This is a genomic window from Streptomyces sp. NPDC088746 (genome assembly GCF_044751065.1).
Classification (GTDB): Bacteria; Actinomycetota; Actinomycetes; order Streptomycetales; family Streptomycetaceae; genus Streptomyces.
Genome location: NZ_JBIVLA010000004.1, coordinates 244,608 through 265,376 on the forward strand (window position 1 = coordinate 244,608; position 20,769 = coordinate 265,376).

Below are 20,769 nucleotides of genomic sequence, written 5' to 3' on the forward strand. Positions count from 1 at the left end.
TCCTTCGTTGTCCAGTGATGCTTGTCGTCGTTCAGTGGTGCCGCGTCGTCTCCGTCACGGATGGACGAGGACCTGGGAAAGGGCGACACTTCCGGTTCCCCGGACCATGATCTTCACCGTGCGGGTGCGGCTGTCCACGTCGATGACGGTCGGGCGCAGGGCCTTCCCGGTGACGTGGACGGTGCGGTCGTCGGTGATGACGTCGAAGTCCGCCGTCGTGGACGAGGCGTTGTTCCAGACCTCGATCTGGCGCACCCGCCGCTCCGCGCCGAGGTCGACCTGCCACCAGGCGCCCGCTTCGGCCCGGGTGCGGGTGTCGGTGTTGGTGTCGGCGTCCAGCGCAAGGGCCGCGGTCGCGGTGCCGTCCGTGGAGGACTGGGCCGCCGTACCCGTCCGGGCCAGGTCGGTGCGCAGTTGTTCGACCGGCCCGCCGTGGGCGCCTGCCCGGGAAGCCACCGCGAGGGCGGCAGCGGGAAGCCGGTCGAGCCCGGTGAGGTTGTCCGTCATGACGGATCCGGCGCCGCCTAGGGCGGGCGCGGCCGTGTCGGTCCAGTTGCCTCGGGCGGTGTTCCCGATGCCGTAGCCGGCCCAGTTGGAGACCCACTTGTAGCCGATGCGGGTGATGACGTTCTTCTCGACGAGGATGTGGGAGGACTGCTCGTCGAGGTAGATGCCGTTGCCGTCGCGCTCGGTGTTGCCGTAGGCGGAACGGTTGATGTAGTTCCCCGACAGGACGGTGCCGGGCTGGGCGCCCTGGGTGTAGATCGCGCCGCCGTCGTGCTGTTCCTGGGCGACCTCCATGACGTCGGAGATGCGGTTGCCGGTCACTTCGTTGTCGCGCAGCACGGACTGCTGTGCTTCGGGCTGGATCCAGCCCCAACCGACGGAGATCCCGGAGTACGGCAGGTGCTCGAGGGTGTTGTGGTCGATGGTCAGCCCGGCCTCGTAACCGGCCCAGATGCCCACGGAGTCGGTGTACTCGACGCCCGAGCGGTGGATCGTGTTGTACGCGATCGTGTTGCGCTCCCCCGCGAGCGCCGCCTCGGGCCGCGGCTCGGTGTCCCCGACGAACACGGCGCCCGAGGACAGGTCGGTGAAGGCGGATCGGGTCAGGGTGCTGTCCTTGGTGCCGGCTTCGAGGATCGCTCCGGCGCCGCCGAGGTTCCTGAAGACCGCCCGGTCGATGGTGACGTGTCGGCCGCCGCGCACGGTGACGGCGGCGGCGGGCTTGGTGTAGTAGCGGCCGGCGTGGTCGACGGGGCCCGTCGCACCGGTCAGGGTGAGGCCGGCCTGCGTGCCCGCGTACCCCTCGTCCGTGCCGGGCTGCCGGTAGGCGGCGTACGCGAAGCCGATGCCGCTGACGGTGACGTCGTGGGCGCCGTCGAGGACGAGGAGCTGTTCGGTGTGCGGGGTGACCACCTGGTCACGGCGCATGTCCTCGCCCTCGCGCGGCAGGTAGGTGACGGTGCGCGCTTCGGAGTTCCAGGTGAACTCGCCCGGTTCGTCGAGCAGTTCGGGTGCGTTCTCGAAGAAGGCGACTCCGCTGTAGCGGCCGGAGTCGACCGTCGTGGAGTCCCAGGCGGGGCCGGTGCGGTCGGTGCCCGCCGAGGAGTTGGTCCAGCACGGCTGGGCGAAGGTCATGTCGTCGCCGCTGACGCCCGCGATCCGGCAGTGGTAGTTGCGCCAGCGGATCCGGATGACGGCTTCCGCGTCGGTGGGACGTGTCCAGTCGGCGATGCCTGTGGTCCTTGCCCCCGTCATCCCGGCGTCGGTGGCATCGCAGACGGTGGCCGCGCAGGCCTCGCCCCGGGCCCGGACGGCCCGTTCGCCGTCGACGAACAGTTGCCTGGGGGTGACGCCGTCGGGGACCGACGCGGTCCAGGTGCCACCGGTGCCGCGCTGCCATCCGGTGATCTCGCGCCCGCCGGAGAATACGGGGCGGGCACCGGGGGCGGCGCTCCAGGTGACGGTGCGGCCGTCCTCCCCCGAGTCGTCGGCGCCGAGCCGGAGGGGTTCGTCGAGACGGTACGTACCGCCTGCGAGGAGCACGCGGACGTCCCGGTCGCGCTCGGTGCGGGCCGCGTCGCGGGCTCCGTCGGTGCTGCACGGCCGGGCGACCGTACAGGAGGTGCCGCCGCCGTCGGGGGCGGCGTACAGCGTGCGGGCGGCCGGGGCCGCTTGGGCGGTGGGGGCGGCGAGGAGCGCTGCGAGGAAGGCGGTGGTGGCGGCAGCGGCGGTTCCTCGCAGGATGTGCGCGGTGCGGTTCATGCGGCGGTGGCCTTCCAGTCGGGGTGGCCGGGCATGGGCGGGTTCACGGCTCCGAAGAGCCAGTCGCGCAGGAACGGGTCGAGCGACTTCCTTCCGGTGACCTCGACGGCGTGACCGATGAAGTCCTCGCTGGAGGCGTTGCCGTCCCTGAACCGCTCGGGCCACAGCCGCATCACGCGGTCGAAGTCCCGGTCGCCGATCTGCCGGCGCAGGGCGTACAGGACGAGGGCGCCGCCGTCGTAGATGTTGGTGCCGCCGAGCGCCTTGGGCAGTCCGGGAGGTCCGTCCTGGGCCCGGACGGCGTCGAGTTTCTCGTACGTGGCCTTCATCTTGTCGGTGAGCACGGACCAGCCGCGCTCCTCCCCGTACACGGCGGCGTAGTAGACGGCGGGGCCCTCGTTCAGCCAGGCCTGCTGCCAGTCGGCGGGGGTGACGGAGTCGCCGAACCACTGGTGGACGAGCTCGTGGACCATGGTGGTCTCGTAGCGGGGCCGGCCCTCGGCGTCGGTCTTGAACCAGTTGGTGGAGAAGAGCGAGAGGGTCTGGTTCTCCAGCGCGTCGGTGTAGCCGTCGTAGATGTGCACGCCGTAGACGGAGAACGGGTAGCGGCCGAACTTCGCCTCGCACCACGCAAGATGGTCCGCGGTGCGGGCGACGACGGGGGCGTACGTGTCCTCCTTCCCCTGCGGCACGATGTGGCGCAGGGGAAGGCCGTGGGGGCCCGTGCCGTAGAGGTAGGTGCCCTTGACGACGGCGATGCCGATCAGCTCGGTCGCCATCCGTTCGCGGAGCGCGAAGTGCCAGACGGTGGAGCCGTCGGCGCGCGGTGTGCGGTGCAGGAGTTCGCCGTTCGCGGTGGCGACGAAACCCCGGGGGGCGCTGATGTGGAACGTCCAGGTCGCCTTGTCCGACGGGGTGTCGTTGCAGGGCAGGAAGGTGTCCGCGCGGGAGGACTGGGCGGCGGAGGCGAACCCGCCGTCGGTGCCGAACCTCCAGCCGGTGAGGCCGAGCCGGGGTGCCTTGCCGTTGCCGCGGTAGCGGACCTCGACGGTGAATGCCTGCCTGTCGCGCAGCGGGCGGACGGGGGTGACGGTGAGTTCCTGGCCGCTCTGTCCGGGCGTGAGCTGCCAGGCGGCGGCGTGTCCCTGGACGGTGAGGGCGTCGATGGTGTGTCCGTCGGTGTCCAGGTTGAACGCGGACAGGTCCTGGGTGGCGCGCGCGCTCATCTTCACGACGGCGGTGAAGTCGTAGGTCACCGGGGTGAAGTCGAAGGTCAGGTCGTAGTGGAGGACCTGGTAGCCGCCGTTGCCGAGGGTCGGGAAGAGGGGGTCGCCGACTCCGTCGGAACCGGGCCGGGGGTCGAAGGCGTGCGGGCGGGCCGCGGCGGGCGTTCCGAGGGCGGGGACCGCCACGGCCACGGCGACGGCCGCGCCGCCGAGTCTGAGGGCCGAGCGTCTCGTGGTCACTTCTTCCCCTTCTGGTAGGCCTCTTCGAATTCGCCGCGGGCCTGCTCGCCGCCCTTGGCCAGGTAGTCCTTGACGAGCTGGTCGTAGGCGGACATGGGCTTGCGGCCCGCGATGATGTCCTTGAGCGCGTCCTGCTTGAAGGTGAGGAGGCTGCCGCTGCCCTTCGAGTCCCAGGTGGGCGAGGAGTACTGGAGTGTGGGGTCCTGCTCCATCATCGGGATCATCTTGGTGAACGTCTCGTGGACGTGGCGGACCCCTTGTTCGGAGTCGGCGCTGTAGATCGCGGGGACTGCGGAGGCCATGAACTTCCAGGGCACGGTGACGTCCTGGGTGCCCTGCTCGGTCAGGGCGGGGTTGCCCTTGTCGTCACGCGTGAAGTCGGTGCCCTCGACGCCGTAGTTGATCAGCGTGTACTCCTCGCTGCCGAACGGCGAGGCGGCGAAGTCGGCGAGTGCGAGGATCTGCCGGATCCGTTCGCCGGAGGCCTTCTTCACATGGGTGTTCTCCAGCTTGACGTTGTCCATCCACGCGACGGCATCCTTGCCGACCGGGACGAAGGGGCGCGGGTCGTACTTCTTGTCGATCGCCTGCATGGCGGCGACGTATCCCACGCCCGGAGCCAGGTAGGTCGGCATGCCGTCGTAGACGTACGCGCCCTTGCCGTTCTTGAACATGTCGGTGTACTGGGCCTTCTGCGCCCCGGACATCTGGATGGTGCCGGGGTAGAAGCAGCCGGCCCTGTAGAGGGCGCGGGCGGTCTCGACGGCTGTGCGGTACTCGGGCGTCTCCAGGTCGGAGGTGAACTTTCCGGTCGCCGGGTCGAGTCGCCAGGAGTACGGCGCCCCGGCGGACATGGCGAGCATGCTGGTGGCACCCGCGATGATGGCGTACTGGTCCTTCTTGGGCCGCGTCAGCTCCTTGCACACCTCGACGAACCGGTCGAGGCCGTCGATCTGGTCGAGGCTCGTGACGCCGACCTCCTCGAACAGGTCGTGGCGGTAGACCCCGGCGCCGCCGGTGCCGGTGCGGGCGATCGGGATGCCGTAGAGCTTTCCGCCGAAGATCGCGGCCTGCCAGGCGCCCTTCGGAATCGCCGCGAGGTTCGGGTAGTCCTTGATCTTGTCCCCGGCGAGGTGCGGGGTGAGGTCGGCGCACTTGGCCCGGAGAAAGGCGGCCTTGTTGTCGACACCGCCGACCTCGGGATACATGAAGAGGTCGGGCAGGCTGTCGCTGGCCACCATCGTGGAGAACTTCGTGCCGTAGTCGTCGGCCGGGACGGCGGTGATGTTCACCTCGCCGCCGAGGAGTTTCTCGATGCTCCGCCAGGCGGCGTTCCTGCCCCGGCCGGGCGGTGGCGGCGAGAAGGTCTCCATGGTCACGCTGATCGGTGCCGCCCCCTTGAGCGGGGTGTTCTTCGTGGCACGCAGCGGCTCGGCCGGGTAGCCGAAGAATCCCTGGGGCACTCCCGCGGCGGTGCCGGCCAGATCGGGCTCGAGTCCGATGTTGCGCACGGCGGTGTCCGGCAGGAGCGAGGCGCTCTTGGCCTCCGCCTTGGCGGTGGTGCCGCCGTCGCCGCAGCCGGCGAGCAGCGGCCCGGCGGCCAGCCCGAGACCGAGGCCCGCGCCCATGCGGAACAGTGAGCGGCGGTTGATGGGGGTGGAGCTCGACACTGGATCTCCTTGGGAGAAGGGGCCGACAGGCCGGGGTGGGCGCGCGCTCAGCCCTTGATGGCGCCGGTGAGCACGCCCTTGGTGAAGTAGCGCTGGAGGAAGGGGTAGACGAGGAGGATCGGCACGACGGCGATCACGAGAACGGCCATCTGCACGGCCTGCTGTGGCGCGAGGACCTCTCCGGCCGAGGCGCTGTTGAGGCTCTGGCCCTGGAGGACGTAGGTGCGCAGCACCATGGGCAGCGGCCACTTGTCGGAGTCGCCCAGGTACAGCAGTGCGTTGAAGAAGGCGTTCCAGTACGTCACCGCGTAGAAGAGGCTGATCACGGCGAGAACGGCCTTGGACAGCGGCAGGACGATCCGTACGAGGATGCGGAAGTCCCCGGCCCCGTCGACCTTCGCCGCGTCGTACAGCTCCTCCGGCAGGTTCATGAAGAAGGACCGGAGGACGACCAGGTTGAACGCGCTGACCAGGGTGGGCATCACGAGTGCCGCGTAGGTGTCGTAGAGCCCGAGGCCCTTGATGAGAAGGAAGTTGGGGATGATGCCCGCGTTGAAGAGCATGGTGAACAGCGCGATCATCAGGATGGCGCGGGAGCCGGTGACATCGCGGCGGGAGAGCCCGTACGCCATGCCCACGGTGACGAGAAGGCTGGCCATGGTGCCGACCAGAGTGATCCCGATGCTGACGAACAGGGCGCGGGTGACGACTCCGCCGGTGAAGATGGTCCGGTAGGCGTCGAGCGTGGGGTGGTCGGGCCACAGGACGAGGCCGGTCGAGCGGATGATGTCGGACTGCGAGGCGAAACTCGTGCCGATGACGCCGAGGAGCGGGTAGACGACGGCGGCCACCACGACGACGACGGCCGTCCCCTTGGCGAACTGGCCGAGGCGTGTGGGACGTTCCATCCACGGGGGGCGGCCGTCGGAGCGGGCGGTACGGGTGGTCTTCTTCGCCGGCGCCGTGAAGGCGGACGTGGCGGTCGGCTTCTCAGCGGTCAGCACCGCGGTACACCCCTTCGTGGCCGAGGCGGTGGGCGAACTTGTTCGCGCCCAGGACGAGTGCGGTGCCGATGACCGCCTTGACGAGTCCGACCGCGGCGGCGACGCCCCAGTCGTTGTCCTTGATGCCGTGGTAGTAGACGTAGGTGTCCAGGACCTCGCCGGCATCGGGGCCGACGGCGTCACGCTGGAGCAGGATCTGCTCGAAGCCGACGGACAGGATCTGTCCGAGGTTGAGGATGAGCAGCAGGATCAGCACCGGAGCGATCCCCGGGAGTGTGACGTGCCAGAGGCGGCGCCGGGGGCCCGCTCCGTCGATCGCGGCGGCCTCGTACTGCTGCTTGTCGATGTTCAGCAGCGCGGCGAGAATGATGATCGTGCCCCAGCCCGCGTCCTTCCAGGCCACCTGGAGGGTGAGCAGCCAGGGGAAGGCGTCCGGGTCGCTCATCATGTCGTAGCGCGGCAGTCCCAGACCGCCGAGGACGTCGGGCAGGACTCCCGCGCCGCCCAGGATCTGCTGGAAGACCGAGACGATGATGACCCAGCCGATGAAGTGCGGCAGGTAGACGACGCTCTGCACGAAGCGCCGCAGCCGTTCGCTGACGATGCTGTTGAGGAGCAGGGCCAGGGCTATCGGGACGGGGAAGAAGAACACCAGTTGTACGAGGGCGATCTCGAGGGTGTTGAAGGTCGCGGACCAGAAGGCGGGCTCGCCGAACGCCGCGGTGAAGTTGGCGAAGCCGACCCAGGCGCTGTGCATGTATCCGAGGTAGGGCTGGTAGTCCTGGAACGCCACGACGTATCCCAGCAGCGGGACGTAGTGGAAGACGACGAAGTACAGCAGACCGGGAAGGGTCAGCAGGAGCATCACCCGGTCCCGCTTCAGACGCTGCCGGAGTGTCAGGCGGTTCTGTGCCCGTGCCGCCCGGCCTGGTGGGGTGGCGTTCGCCGGCGCGGATCCCTCGTCCCCCTTCCCGCGTTTTGACCGCTTTTCCCGCGTCAGCGGGGGTGCTGTGTCAGCCATAGTGCGTCCTGTTCGGCTGGGTGGCGCGTGGTGAGCCTTCTGCGGCCGCAACGTAGTAAGCGGTTAACCCAGCGGTCAAGGGATCCCGGGAAAAGGGTGCCGAAGGAACGGACTCCCGGGCCCAATCCACGGCCCCAGAACCCCAAAAGACGCCCCTAAAACGGCAATTGGACTCCGGTGTCGCTTGACGCTCACCGGTCCGGCTCCCTAGCGTGCCGGTCATTCCATAGAACGCGATTACTGTGCGGAGGCAGGGTGCGAACCACCGAAGAGGCGCCGGCTGGGTCCGGTGCCGACACCGCGACGCCGCCACCCGAGCGGCCGCGCACGGTCCTGGTGATGCGTCCCGGGTTGCTGGACGACGTCTTCCCACCACTCGTCCGGGCCCGGATCGAAGACGCGGCGGAGCTTCGCCATCCCGCGGTGATCAGCGAGTTCGACTCCCCCGAGGCGTCGGCTGCGCTGGCCGAGGCCGAGGTCCTGCTGACAGGCTGGGGCTGCCCGCCCGTCGACGCCGCGCTCCTGCAACGGGCCCCGCGGCTTCGTGCGGTGATCCACGCGGCGGGGACGGTGAAGACGTTCCTGTCCCCGGACGCCTTCGACCGCGGCATCGTCGTCTCCTCGGCTGCGGCGGCGAACGCCGTCCCGGTCGCCGAGTACACGCTGGCCGCCATCATCATGGGCACCAAGCGGGTCTTCCCGCTGGCCGGCATGTTCCGCAGCCGGCGCACGCACCGCACCGGCGCGGACCTGGACCGGCAGCACTGGATGGGCACGCACGGGCTGACCATCGGCGTGGTGGGCGCCTCCCGTGTCGGCCGCCGGGTCATCGAGCTGCTGAGGATCCTGGACGCCGACGTGCTCCTGTACGACCCTTACGTCGACGCGGCCGAGGCCGCCCTGCTCGGTGTCACCCCGGTCGACCTGGACACCTTGGTGGCGACCAGCGACGTGGTCACCGTGCACGCTCCGGACACCGCGCAGACCCGGGGGCTGATCGATGCCCGGCGGATCGGTCTCATGCGCCCCGGAACCCTGCTGGTCAACACCGCGCGCGGCTCCCTGGTGGACACCCAGGCACTGACCGGGCACCTGGTCAGCGGGCGGCTGGACGCGGTCCTCGACGTGACGTCACCGGAACCCCTGCCGCCCGGCCACCCCTTGTGGGACCTGCCCAACGTCTTCATCACCCCGCACCTGGCAGGCGCGCAGGGCAACGAGGTGGGACGTCTGGGAGCTCTCGCCGCCGACGAACTCGTGCGCTACGCGGCGGGTTCGCCCTTCGCCCATCCCGTGCACCGCGCCGACCTGGAACGGATCGCATGAACCCGGCCGCCCCACAGGCTCTAGGCTCGGCCTCACACATCAGCCAGCAGGGGGTGAGCCGGATGCGCCGGCAGACCAGCGCCGCGGACGGACAGCGGCGGGCGACGGTCACCGATGTGGCCCGACGGGCGGGCGTGTCCACCGCCACCGTCTCCCGCGTCCTCAACCGCAACTACCCCGTGGCGGAGACCACCCGGGAGCGGGTCGAGTCCGCCATGCGGGAGCTGGGCTACGTGGTGAACGCCCACGCCCGCGCGCTGGCCGGAGTCTCCGCCCGCACCGTCGGCATCATCGTCAACGAGGTGGTCGACCCGTTCTACGCCTATATCGCCCGAGGCGTCGAACGGGAGGCGGCCCTGGGCGGCCGGCTCTGTCTGGTGTGCTGCACCCAGGGCGACCCGGAACGCGAACTGGCCTTCATCGACCTGATGCACGAACGCCGCGCCGACGCGGTCGTCGTGGTCGGCGGCAGCATCGCCGACCGCGGCTACACCTCCGAACTCGCCCGCCGCGCCCGGGCGCTGGACGCGGGCGGTTCCAAGCTCGTGCTGTGCGGCAGGCCCCCGCTGGACGAACCCGCGCCGACCATGGCCGTCGAGTACGACAACGAGGGTGGCGCCTTCGCCATCACGGACCACCTGCTGACACGGGGGCACGAGCGCATCCTGTATCTGGGCGGCCCGCCCAGGCTCTCCACCACCCGCGACCGGCTGGCCGGGCACGCCCGGGCCCTGGAGCTGCGCGGAGTGGCCCGGGACCCGGACCTGGTGCGGCCCGGCGCCTTCAGCCGCAACTTCGGCTATCTGAAGCTGACCGAACTCCTGCGCGGGAAGCTGGACTTCACGGCTGTCTTCGCCGCCAACGACGTCGTGGCAGCGGGCGCCGCGCAGGCCCTGGAGGAGGCCGGGCTGCGGGTTCCCGAGGACATCTCCCTGGTCGGGTACGACGACATCCCCGTCGCCCAGGAGCTGCGCCCCCGGTTGACCACGGTGCACGTACCGCTGGAGGAGATGGGCCGGCAGGCGGTGCGGCTGGCCGTGTCCGGTGGCGATGACGACGACTGGCGTGAACCGACGACGGGGGCGCTCCGGCTGGGCACCCATATCGTGGTACGCGATTCCGTGGCTCCGAGGGCGGGGCGTGGGTCCAGGGCGTAATCGCTTGCCTCACCGTCGACCCGGTCCGGCCATAGTAAATCGTAGTAACTTTCCGACCCCCCTTGCGGCTTGATGGCAACCGCTTACATGCTGACGGCAGGCTCCACCGGTTCCGCCCGCTCGTGCCCTCATTCACTTCAGCAGGGAGAGTTCCGCATGCGCTTCTCCGCCTCAGCCGCCCCGGTCGGCCGCCGTTCCGTCCTCTCCGCCGCGGTGGGGGCCGGTGCCCTCGCCGCTCTGGGCGCCGCCTCCGGCCCTGCGGCCGCCCTGGCCACGGCCCGCACGTCCGCCCACCGCAGCGTCCGGGTGACGGTGGTCGCCCGGCCCGCAGCCGAGGCGGAACGGCTGCGGCTGGCCCAGGCACTGCGCGGCAGCGAGTTCCAGCCCACCGGCCGTTACGTCCCGCCGGGTGCCCCGCTGGACCTCACGGTCGGGCCGCACGACGGTCTGCTTCCCACGCTGTGGATCGGCGCCTGGGACTACTACGGCGAGGTCAAGGAGCCGCGCCGCTACCCGCTCACGGCGGGACCCAACACCGTCACGGACCCGCACGGCGGTCCGGTCTACCTCACCCTCGCCGGAGCGGGTGAACGGGCGGAGGTGGTCTTCCGTTCCGGCTCGGTGGCCATGCCGGTGTTCGCTCTGGGCAGCACCACGGAGGCCGGCTACCAGGAGATGCTGGACACCTCACCCGGGGTGCCGTACGCGGAACTCCACGCGCCGCGCACGATCATGACGCTCACCCGGGAAGGGGCTCTGCTCCACCGCGGCGAGGACCACGCCGCGCTGCTGCGCCTCGTCGAGCAGATCATCGACTCGGCGGCCGCGATCAGCGGCCTGGACGGTTCGAAGCCGGTCCACCGGCGCAAGGCCGGCCCGTATCACTTCACCGAAGTGAGCAAGGTCCCCACGGGCGTCGGCGCCTACGCCACGCACGGGTACAACGGCTTCCCGCGCGCCTACCTCGACCGGGCCACCACCGTGGAGGGGCTGCGCACCCGCGGCTGGGGCCTGTACCACGAACTCGGCCACCTCCATCAGCAGATGGCGTACAAGCCGGGAGGGCTCACCGAGGTCACCGTGAACATCTACTCCCTGGCCGCCCAGCGCGCCCTGGGGCAGCCCTCCAACCTCCTCACCGTGGACCCGGCGACCGGGCTGACCGCCTTCCAGACGGCACGGGCGAAGTTCGGGACGGCGGGACTGACGTACGAGAAGTCCTTCGGCGCCTACGAGAAGCTCGTCCCGCTCCGTCAGCTGGAGCTGGCCTTCGGCGACGACTTCTGGCCCCGGCTGCACCGCCTGGTGCGCGAGGAGAATCCGCAGTCCGACTCCACGGAGAACGCCAAGCGCTACCGGGCGCTGGCGACGTACTCCAGCCGGATCGCGGGCTACGACCTCGGCGAGTTCTTCATCGGGACCTGGGCCTTCCCGATCGACGCCACGGGAAGGGCCGAGCTGGCCGCGCTGAATCTGCCGAAGCCGCCTGTCGACCCGAGCACCCTGACCGACTGACCGTCCGGAACGGAGCCAGCATGGACATGAGCAGGAGATCCCTCCTCACCGCCACCGGCGCCACGGCAGCCACCGCACTCATCGCCACGGCGGGCCCGGCGGCGGGCACCACCCGGGTCTCGACGGACGCGGACGATTTCGGCACGCTCCTCGAACGGGCCGGAACGCTGCTGACGGGCGGCGCGTTCGACTCCGCCGACCCGGACTTCGCCACAGCTCTCGACACGCTCGACACCACGGCACGGGGCCTCTGGGGCACCCTGGATCGCGGCACCACCGGCCGGACCGCGCTGTGGGCCGATCTCGCACCGCTCACCGACGCCGGCAACTTCGGCCAGAGCTACACGCGGCTGCGGACCCTCGCCACGGCCTGGGCCACCCCGGGCACCTCGCTCACGGCCGACCAGGAGGTGGCGGACACGCTCGTGGCTGCCCTGCGCTTCGTCCACGACACCGCCTACAACCCCGGGCTGCCGGAGAGAGGCAACTGGTGGTTCTGGGAGATCGGTGCGCCGCGGGCGCTGATGGACTGCTGCGTGCTGCTGCGCGACGAGCTGCCCGGCCCCGACCTCGCCGCACACCTCGCGGTGGTCGACCGGTTCTGTCCCGACGCGGACCGTCGCACCAACTCCCCCACCCTCGCCGAGACCGGCGCGAACCGCACCGACAAGGCCGTGATCGTCGCCTTGCGGGGGCTGCTCGGGCAGGACACGGCGAAGCTCGCCTCGGCCCGGGACGCCCTGTCCGACGTACGCGATTCCGGGCGTAACAGCCTGTTCAGATACGCCGATTCGGGCGACGGCTTCTACGAGGACGGCTCCTTCGTACAGCACGACGTGGTCGCGTACACCGGCACGTACGGCACAGTACTGCTCGGCGGGGCGGCGTATCTGCTGGCGCTGCTGGCAGGTTCGCCCTGGGCGGTCACCGATCCGAAGGTCTCGGTGATGTACGAGGCCGTGGAACGCTCCTTCACTCCCGTGATCTTCGACGGACTCATGATGGACGCGGTGCGCGGCCGCGCCGTCTCCCGGGAGCGGGCCGGTGACCACCGGGACGGCGCCGCGGCGGTGGCCGCGATCCTGCTGCTGGCGACAGGCGCGCCGGCCGCGTACGCGGACCGCTGGCGGGCGGTCGTCAAGGGCTGGCTGACCCGCAACCGCACCACCCCCTTCACCGGTCTCGCCACCCTCCCCCAACTCGCCCTGGCCAAGGACGTGCTGGGCGACCGGACGGTCCAGGCGGAGCCGCGCACCACGGGCCTGACCGTGTTCGCCGGCATGGACCGGGTGGTGCACCGCCGGCCGCAATGGGCCTTCACCCTGTCGATGTCCTCGAAGCGGATCTCGGCGTACGAGGCGGGCAACGGGGAGAATCTGCACGGCTGGTACACCGGCGACGGAATGACCTACCTCTACGACGCCGACGACCTCGGACAGTTCAACGACGGGTTCTGGCCCACGGTCGACCCCTACCGGCTGCCCGGCACGACCGTGGACACACGCCGGCGCACGGACCTCGGCACCGGTGGCGGCACCTCCACGTACCGGCCGGGGAACACGGTCGCGGGCGGCGCGGTCCTCCAGGACCGCTACGGGGCGGCCGCGATGGAGGTGACCGGCGCGGCCGGTACGACGCTGCGCGCCCGCAAGTCCTGGTTCCTGCTGGACAACGCGGTGGTCGCACTCGGATCGGGCATCTCCTCGGGCGACGGACACCGTGTCGAGACCGTGCTGGAGAACCGCAACCTCGGTACGGACGGACGGCACCGGCTGACCGTGGACGGCGTCCGGCAACCGCTCGACCAGGGGCGGTCCGCGGAATTCGACCGGGCCCGCTGGGCCCACGTCGAGGACGTGGGCGGCTACGCGCTGCTCGAACGAGCCATGCTGCACACCGTACGCGAGGAACGCACCGGGGCCTGGCGTGAGATCAACACCGGTGCTGACACGGGCGGTTCGGCCGACCCCATCACTCGCCGCTACCTCACGCTCTGGGTCGATCACGGCGTCTCACCCACCGACGCGCGGTACGCCTACGTCCTGCTGCCGGGCGCGTCGGCCGCCGCGACGGCCGTGTGGTCCCACTCGCGGCCGGTGCACGTCCTCGTCAACGATGCCACCGCACAGGCGGTGGAGGTGCGCCGGCCGGGTCTGACCGCGGTGAACTTCTGGGCGGCGGGAAGCGCCGGCGGAATCAACGCCTCGGGACCTTCCTCGGTGCTGGTGCGACGGCACGGGCCCCGCCTCTCGGTCGCCGTGGCGGACCCGGGCCGTACCCAGACCTCGCTCACCCTCGAACTGCCGTACCGGGTGCGGAAGGTGGACGGCGCCGACGGGACGGTGAGCGTGGTGCCGGGCCGTCGGACGCTGGTCACCGTCGCGGTCGGCGGCTCCCGGGGCCGCACCCACCGCGCCGAACTCGTCCTGTAGTCCGACTTTCCAGGAGCCTCCGCAATGCCCGTCGCCCCGTACCTGCACCTTCCGCCGACCGACCGGGTGCTGTCCTCCCGCACCGGGTGGACCCGGGCCCACTGGGAGGTGACGGCCGATCGGATGCTGGACGCGCTGGTGCCGTACGCGACCCCCGGCTTCGCCCAGTACCGGCTGCCGGGGCGTTCCAGCTGGTCGGGGATCGTGTGCGACGGGCTGGAGGGATTCGCCCGGTCGTTCCTGCTGGCCGCCTTCCGGATCGCGGGCGCCGACGGGGCCGTGGAGCCCGCGCTGATCGAGCGGTACGCGGCGGGCCTGGCTGCCGGAACCGACCCGGACAGCGGCGAGGCGTGGCCACGGATCACGGACTGTTCGCAGCAGATGGTCGAGGCCGCCTCGATCGCGGTGGCCCTGCACGAGACGAGGCCGTGGATCTGGGACCGGCTGGACGCCGGGGTGCGGGAACGGGTGGCCGACTGGTTCTCCGGCTTCGTCGGCGGACGGACCTGGGACAACAACTGGCGGCTGTTCCAGGTGGTGTCCGAGCAGTTCCTGGCCTCGGTGGGGGCACCCTACAACCGTACGGACATCGAGTCCGGCCTCGACCGGATCGAGGACTGGTACGCCGGTGACGGCTGGTACACCGACGGCGACGGGCAGAACTTCGACTACTACATCGGCTGGGCGATGCATCTGTACCCGCTCCTGTGGTCGCGGATCGCCGGGCCGGACGACGGGGGCCGCACCGCTGTCTACCGGCAGCGGCTCAGCCGGTTCCTGGAGGACTACCCGCACTTCTTCGGGGCCGACGGTGCGCCTGTCCACCAGGGGCGTTCGCTGACGTACCGTTTCGCGGCCCTCGCCCCCGTCTGGATGGGCGCGCTGGCGGACTGCACGCCCCTGGCCCCCGGCCTGACCCGGCGGCTCGCCTCGGGCACGATGCGCCACTTCGCCGAGCGCGGGGTGCCGGACGAGCGTGGGCTGCTGACACTGGGCTGGTACGACACGTTCCTGCCCGTCACCCAGCCGTACTCCGGGCCCGCCTCCCCGTACTGGGCGAGCAAGGGGTTCCTCGGGCTGCTCCTCCCGGCGGACCACCCGGTGTGGACGGCACGGGAAGTGCCGCTGCCGATCGAGCAGGGTGACCGGTACACCGCGCTGCCCGCGCCGGGCTGGCTGCTGCACGGTACACGGCACGACGGCATCGTCCGGCTGGTCAACCATGGCAGCGACCACAACCCTCCCTTCGCCCCCGGCGCCGGTCCCGCGGACGGAGAGGAGGACCCGCATTACGCACGGTTCGCCTACTCGACGGCCACGGCACCGGAGTCGGCCCCGCACGCGGCGGCCCGCGGGATCGACAACCACCTGGCGCTGCTCACCCCGGACGGAACACCTAGCCGTCGCAGTCGCATCCACCGGGCGCACTGTGCGGGCCGTACGGCGAGCTCCTGGTATGCGGCCAGGCTGCCGGACGACGAGCGGGAGTACCGGATCGGGACGACGAGTGTGCTGCACGGCCCGTGGGAGATCCGCGTCCACCAGGTCGACGCGCCCGCGGGGGCGACGGTACGGGAGGGCGGTCACCCGGTGGCACACACACTGCCTCCCGTCAGCGCGTCCGGGCCCGGCTGGTCGATGGCCCGTACGGCCGAGGGGCTGAGCAGCGCGGTGGTCGCACTCCACGGCTGGGACGGGGCGGCGGGCACCGGCCGGGCAGCGGCGGAGGTGGCCAGGGATGTGGAGTCCAACGCGTACGGACCGCATTCGGCGATTCCCTGCCTGCGGCTGGACCGTCATCCAGGAGGCAGGAGCCTTCAGGTCTCCCTCGTCGCGCTCTCCCGCGACACACTTCATCCCGAGGCACTGCGGGAGGCGGTGTCCGTGCGGGTCACAGCGGACGAGGCGTCGGTGGTGCTGACGTTCCTCGACGGTACGACGGTGGACGTCGAGGCCGCCCCCCTGTGGAACCGGCCTGCGGACTGCCCCCGCCCGTCGAAGTGACCGTAGCCTGCCGTGCCGACTCCGCGGCCCTCAGGCAGGACTGCCGATCGTCAGCTCGACCTCGTCTCCCGTGCGGACGAACTCCCGGATCAGCCACCTGCGCCCGGCGACGGCAGTGCCGGCGCCGGTGGTGTACGCCGGGACGGTGAGGACAGGTTCCGCCGGGTCTTCGATGCGCAACTCCACCTCGGCGACCACATCGTCGGAGAAGCGCAGGTCCAGGTCGACCGGCCATGGATCTGCCACGAAGGCCTGGAGGTCCGGAAGCCCTGTGACCCGGCAGCGGGCGCCAGGAAACAGATGAGTGTGGCCGCACACGGCCAGATAGGTATCCGATTCGGCCGGTCCGGTGGAGGACTGGGACATGAGGGAGCTCCGGGTGTGCGAGGGACGAGGGGCCCTGGCAGTCTGGCGCCCTGAGAGGCCCCGCCTCGGCTTCCGCACCCGCTCTGCTCCGTCCGTCACCCTGTCGGAGGCGGACCCGGCTGAGGAGCCTGCGGTGCGGTGCTCCTGGGGACGTCGGTGGCAGGACAGGCATGCAGCAGCGATGCCGCGCAGAATGGGGATGTCGACCGCCGTGCGCGGCCCGTCGGCCCGGCGCTTCCAGCGAAGCGCGGAGCCGGTCAGTAGGAGGTTCATGAGCTACTCCTTCGAACCAGACGGCGGACTCGGTCCGCAGGGCCGTCCTCGGGCCGCCGCCCGTGTGGCTCTGGCGGTCAACGGCATGGGCAGCTTCACCTGGGACCTGGCCAGCGGCGAGATGCGCTACGACCGCGGCGGCCTCGCCGTGATGGGGTTCGGGCCGGGTGAGTTCGACGGACGTCTCAGCACGCTCGGTGAGCGGATGCTTCCCGTGGAGCTGCCCGCGATCGAGGAGCAGGTGGATCGTGCGCTGAGGGAACGTTCCGGCTTCAGTCTCTACTTCCGGATCCGCCGGCACCGGGGCGGCGCGCTGAGATGGACCCACACCCAGGGCCACGTCGTATGCGACTCGGAGGGGCGCCCGGTCCGCGTCATCGGGATCATCCGGGACGCCACCCAGGAGCTGCGTGCCGTCGACCAGACCGAACAGCTGCGCATCGCCAGGAACGACCGGCGCCGCCAGGCCGACATCGTCGGGCACGTCAGCGACGCCCTCGTCCCGACCCTCACCGTCGAGGACGTCGCCGAGGCGCTGACCACCACCCGGCTTCTGGAGCAGATCGGTGCCTCCAGCATCGTCCTGGGCCTGGTCGACAACGGCCGTATGGGACTGGTCGGAGCGAACGGCGTGGCCGAGGAGCTCATCCGCGACTTCCACCTGTCCCGTCTGAACGAGCCCCTGCCGCTCACCGACGCGGCCCGCACCCGCGAGGCGGTCTTCCTGACCGACCGAACGGACTTCGTCGAGCGGTACCCGGCTGTCGAGCCCTACCTGACGCAGTTCCCGCGGGCCGCGGCGGCGGTCTTCCTCCCGCTGATCGCCCACGACACCCCGATCGGCGCCGTGGGGCTCACCTACGAGGGCAGGGCCGGCTTCCCGCAGGACGAGCGGACCGTACTGACCGCGCTGGGCAAGGTCATCGCCCAGTCGCTCCAGCGCGCTCTCCTCTACGACCAGGAGCACGAGCTCGCCGCCGGACTGCAGACGGCGATGCTCCCCGGGCACCTCCCCGACGCCCCCGGCCTGACCCTCGCGACCCGGTACCGGCCCACCCGCGCCCGGGGAGGCATCGGCGGCGACTGGTACGACGCCCTCACGCTGCCCGACGGCCGGATCGCCGCGGTCATCGGCGATGTGCAGGGCCACGACGTGACAGCCGCTGCCATCATGGGGCAGCTCCGCGTCGCCCTCCGGGCGTACGCCGCAGAGGGCCACCCACCGACCACCGTCATGGCACGCACCTCCGTCTTTCTGACGGAGCTCGCCACCGACCGCTTCGCCACCTGTCTCATCGCCTTGCTCGATCCACGTACGGGAATGACCTCGGTAGTGCGCGCGGGGCACCCCGAACCCCTGCTGCGGCGCCCGGACGGGAGCACCGCGTGGCTCGACATCCCCGGTGGGCTCCCGCTCGGCCTCACGGCTCAGGGTGCCCAGCCCGTGTACCCGGCCTCGGAGACGGTCCTGGAGCCAGGCTCGACGCTCGTGCTGTGTACGGACGGACTCGTCGAGGCCCGCGCCGAAGACATCGACGTGGGACGCGGCCGGCTCCTCCGGGCCCTGCGCACCGGGCCGGAGCAACCCGACGACCTCGCCGACCATTTGCTGCACAGCATGGCCGCCTACACAGGAGAGGAGGACGATGTGGCGCTCCTGATCCTGCGGCGGCCCCGGGGCAGGCCCGTCCCGGCCCCGCAGTGGGAGACCGGCATCGCACCCAATGACCCGGACGCGCTGCGGGCGGCCAGGCTCGGGCTGCGTACAGCGCTGAGCAGCTGGTCGCTGGAGGCCCTCAGCGACACCGCCGAGCTGCTCGCCTGCGAACTCGTCACCAACGCCCTTCTGTACACGGGCGGCGCCACCACCCTGACGGCCAGGCCCGTACGGAACGGCGGGCGGGCCCTGCGTCTGGCCGTCAGCGACACGTCACCGGCCTCCCCGCGACGCCGTGCCGCCACGGGACTGCACACGTCCGGCCGGGGCCTCATGCTCGTCGAGGAGCTCGCTGACACCTGGGGAATCGAACCCCGCGGCAACGGCAAGACCGTGTGGTGCGAGATACCCCTCGCCGTGCCCTGAGGGGCCCTCGGAACCCCAGTTCACGACCGCACCGGCACACGGCCGAAGGCTCGCGTCAGGACGGTGTACAGGACCGAGGCGACGACGATGCCGACGGGCAGCGCCAGGTCCAGGCCTCCCAGTACCTGGGCGACCGGGCCGGTGTAGAGGGTGTTCACGCACAGGGCCGCCGCGGCGACGCCGCCCGTGAGTGCGACGGCCCCGGCGGGGTTGAATCCGGCGGTGTACCAGAAGCGGCTGCCAGGGGTCTCGTCCATGAGGGCGGGGCCGTCGTAGCGGTTGCGGCGCAGCAGGATGTCCGTGGCGTACACGGCCATGGCCGGTCCGAGGAGGACGACGGTGAGCTGGAGGACGTTGCTGACGGTGTCGAGGAAGTTGGATATGAGCAGCCCGTACAGGGTGAGGGAGACGGCGGCGGCCCCGTCGACGAGCACACTGCGGGTGCGGCGGATGCGTATGCCGACGGCTTGAAGGGCGAGGCCGGCGCTGTAGGAGGTCAGCGCGTTGATGGCGATCGTCCCGAGAACCAGGGCCAGCAGGAAGACCGGGGTGAACCAGGCGGGCAGGATCTGCTCGAGGCCGGTCTGCGGATCGCTCATGTCGACCGCGGTCGCGGCGCAGGCTCCGAGGGAGCAGACGATGACGCTCGGTACGAACCCGCCCAGAGCCGTCCAGCCGGCGACGGCCCTCGCGGACGTGGCGCGGGGCAGGTAGCGCGAGAAGTCGGCGCTGGTTGTGTACGACAGCGGCCCGGAGCCGATGAGGGTCACACCCGCGACGAGGACCGACCAGAGACCGACGCCGCTCAGAGGCTCGGCCGGGGTGTAGCCGAAGTCTGCGCGCCCCAGCACCGGCACGGCGACCACTGCGAAGACGGCCGACAGGACGAGCGTGATCGGGAGATACAGCCTGGTGATCATCGCGTGGCCGTAGACACCGATGGCCAGGGTGAGGGCGGCGATGACCACGACGACGGCTACCTGGACGCCGGTGTTCGCGGTGATGCCGGCTTTCTCGACGAGGGAGAAGTCGGCGGTCGCGGCGGCGGCCAGATTGAGGGCGAAGTAGCAGACGGAGATCATCCAGCCCACGACCGCGTTGTTCACCCGGTTTCCGAGCACGCCGTAGATCGCCCGCGTGATCACCTCGCTCGGCGCGCCCGCCGCCGGGCCCGAGATGGCGAGCAGTCCCGTGAGCAGCCAGAACAGGTTGCCGACGACGATGACCGCGACGGCCTGCCACAGGCTCAGGCCCATGAGGACCAGGGCGCCGCCGGTGACCAGGCTGAGGTAGTTGACGTTCGCCGCCGCCCAGATGGAGAACAACTGCCGCGGGTGGCCGTGGCGCTCCTCGTCGGCGATGTGGTCGATGCCGTGCGCCTCGACGCGGCTCGCCCGGTCCGAGGGTGGCTCCGCAGCGTGTGTGCCGTGTTGCGGGTCGGGAATCGTCGCTGCCATCGGGCTCCTCCGGATGCTGCGTACCCACCTGGTTGTTTATTGGTCGCAAACTCAATAGCATCGATTCCATGCCGTCAAGCGTCTCGCACAAGCGAATCCGTAGATCTCCCGCCGCCAGACGTGCGGAAATCGTTGCAGCGGCATCGACGGTCGCACTGAGGGAGGGGCTGGAGTGCATCACCCTCCGGCGCATCGCCGACGACCTCGGCGTGCGGCCGGGACTGATCAGCCACTACTTCCCGGCCGTGGAGGACCTCGTCGCCGAGGCGTACGGCGACGCCGCCGGGAGCGAGCTCGACAGCCTCCTCCCGGCCGACCGGGCGGGCGCCACCCCGACACAGCACCTGGCGCGGTTCTTCGCCCGGGCGACAGGAGAGACGTATGACGACATCAGCCGGCTCTGGCTCAACGCCCGACACCTCAGCCGTTACCGCCCCTTGCTGCGTGACCGCGTCGTCGCCCAGGAGAACGCTTGGCGCGGCCGACTCGAAGGGGTCATCCGCGAGGGCGTCGCGCAGGGCGAATTCCGCACCGAGGACGCCCTCGTGACCGCCGTGCAGATCCTTGTCGTCATCGACGGTCTCGGGGCCCACGCCAACACCGCCACCGAGGAACGGCCCCCCGAGCTCGCACGGATGGCGGTCCTCACGGCGGAACGCGGACTGGGCCTTCCCTCCGGCGCGCTGACCTACGCCACCGCCCCCAACTGACCCGCCGCTCCAAGGAG

The 20,769-nt window shown here is 70.8% G+C and carries 14 protein-coding genes; 7 read left to right on the plus strand and 7 right to left on the minus strand.

Annotated elements, in window-relative coordinates:
• Positions 1–54: 54 nt before the first annotated feature.
• The 5 genes from ACIP63_RS20080 to ACIP63_RS20100 all read right to left on the minus strand — a co-directional run bounded on the left by ACIP63_RS20080 (position 55) and on the right by ACIP63_RS20100 (position 7,429).
• A complete protein-coding gene (locus ACIP63_RS20080; protein WP_401517307.1) occupies positions 55–2,268 on the minus strand; it encodes a right-handed parallel beta-helix repeat-containing protein in 2,214 nt (737 codons plus the stop codon).
• Positions 2,265–3,734: a M1 family metallopeptidase gene (locus ACIP63_RS20085; RefSeq protein ID WP_401517309.1), complete on the minus strand. Its 1,470-nt coding sequence runs from the start codon at positions 3,732–3,734 to the stop codon at positions 2,265–2,267. Before ACIP63_RS20085 ends, ACIP63_RS20080 begins: the two co-directional genes overlap by 4 nt.
• Complete coding sequence (locus ACIP63_RS20090) at positions 3,731–5,404, minus strand: extracellular solute-binding protein (protein ID WP_401517311.1); 1,674 nt, start codon at positions 5,402–5,404, stop codon at positions 3,731–3,733. The genes ACIP63_RS20085 and ACIP63_RS20090 overlap by 4 nt, the downstream gene beginning before the upstream one ends.
• Positions 5,405–5,451: 47 nt before the next feature.
• The gene (locus ACIP63_RS20095) at positions 5,452–6,312 is read right to left on the minus strand and encodes a carbohydrate ABC transporter permease (protein ID WP_401518271.1); all 861 of its coding nucleotides are present in this window, start codon (positions 6,310–6,312) and stop codon (positions 5,452–5,454) included.
• Between the two features lie 82 nt (positions 6,313–6,394).
• The gene (locus tag ACIP63_RS20100) at positions 6,395–7,429 is read right to left on the minus strand and encodes an ABC transporter permease (protein WP_401517313.1); all 1,035 of its coding nucleotides are present in this window, start codon (positions 7,427–7,429) and stop codon (positions 6,395–6,397) included.
• Positions 7,430–7,768: 339 nt separating this feature from the next.
• Between ACIP63_RS20100 and ACIP63_RS20105 the strand changes: the two genes are divergently transcribed.
• The 5 genes from ACIP63_RS20105 to ACIP63_RS20125 all read left to right on the plus strand — a co-directional run bounded on the left by ACIP63_RS20105 (position 7,769) and on the right by ACIP63_RS20125 (position 15,863).
• On the plus strand, positions 7,769–8,755 hold the full coding sequence (locus ACIP63_RS20105; RefSeq protein WP_401518273.1) for a hydroxyacid dehydrogenase: 987 nt from the start codon (positions 7,769–7,771) through the stop codon (positions 8,753–8,755).
• Between the two features lie 62 nt (positions 8,756–8,817).
• Positions 8,818–9,912 (plus strand): LacI family DNA-binding transcriptional regulator, encoded by a 1,095-nt coding sequence (locus ACIP63_RS20110; protein ID WP_401517314.1) that lies wholly within the window; start codon positions 8,818–8,820, stop codon positions 9,910–9,912.
• 156 nt (positions 9,913–10,068) lie between these two features.
• Positions 10,069–11,427, plus strand: coding sequence for a M60 family metallopeptidase (locus ACIP63_RS20115; protein WP_401517316.1), 1,359 nt, complete (start codon positions 10,069–10,071; stop codon positions 11,425–11,427).
• Between the two features lie 20 nt (positions 11,428–11,447).
• Positions 11,448–13,859: a polysaccharide lyase 8 family protein gene (locus ACIP63_RS20120; RefSeq protein WP_401517317.1), complete on the plus strand. Its 2,412-nt coding sequence runs from the start codon at positions 11,448–11,450 to the stop codon at positions 13,857–13,859.
• Positions 13,860–13,883: 24 nt separating this feature from the next.
• Positions 13,884–15,863 carry a DUF2264 domain-containing protein gene (locus tag ACIP63_RS20125; protein ID WP_401517318.1) on the plus strand — a complete coding sequence of 660 codons (1,980 nt, stop codon included), beginning with the start codon at positions 13,884–13,886 and terminating at the stop codon, positions 15,861–15,863.
• 30 nt (positions 15,864–15,893) lie between these two features.
• Here ACIP63_RS20125 and ACIP63_RS20130 read toward each other — a convergent pair whose 3' ends face one another.
• Positions 15,894–16,229, minus strand: a complete 336-nt coding sequence (locus ACIP63_RS20130; RefSeq protein WP_401517319.1) for a hypothetical protein — start codon at positions 16,227–16,229, stop codon at positions 15,894–15,896.
• Between the two features lie 271 nt (positions 16,230–16,500).
• Between ACIP63_RS20130 and ACIP63_RS20135 the strand changes: the two genes are divergently transcribed.
• Positions 16,501–18,585, plus strand: a complete 2,085-nt coding sequence (locus tag ACIP63_RS20135) for a SpoIIE family protein phosphatase (protein ID WP_401517320.1) — start codon at positions 16,501–16,503, stop codon at positions 18,583–18,585.
• Positions 18,586–18,605: 20 nt separating this feature from the next.
• Here ACIP63_RS20135 and ACIP63_RS20140 read toward each other — a convergent pair whose 3' ends face one another.
• A complete protein-coding gene (locus tag ACIP63_RS20140; RefSeq protein WP_401517321.1) occupies positions 18,606–20,042 on the minus strand; it encodes a purine-cytosine permease family protein in 1,437 nt (478 codons plus the stop codon).
• A gap of 68 nt (positions 20,043–20,110) precedes the next feature.
• Here ACIP63_RS20140 and ACIP63_RS20145 point away from each other — a divergent pair, with 68 nt between their 5' ends.
• Positions 20,111–20,752 carry a TetR/AcrR family transcriptional regulator gene (locus ACIP63_RS20145; RefSeq protein ID WP_401517322.1) on the plus strand — a complete coding sequence of 214 codons (642 nt, stop codon included), beginning with the start codon at positions 20,111–20,113 and terminating at the stop codon, positions 20,750–20,752.
• Positions 20,753–20,769 lie beyond the last annotated feature (17 nt).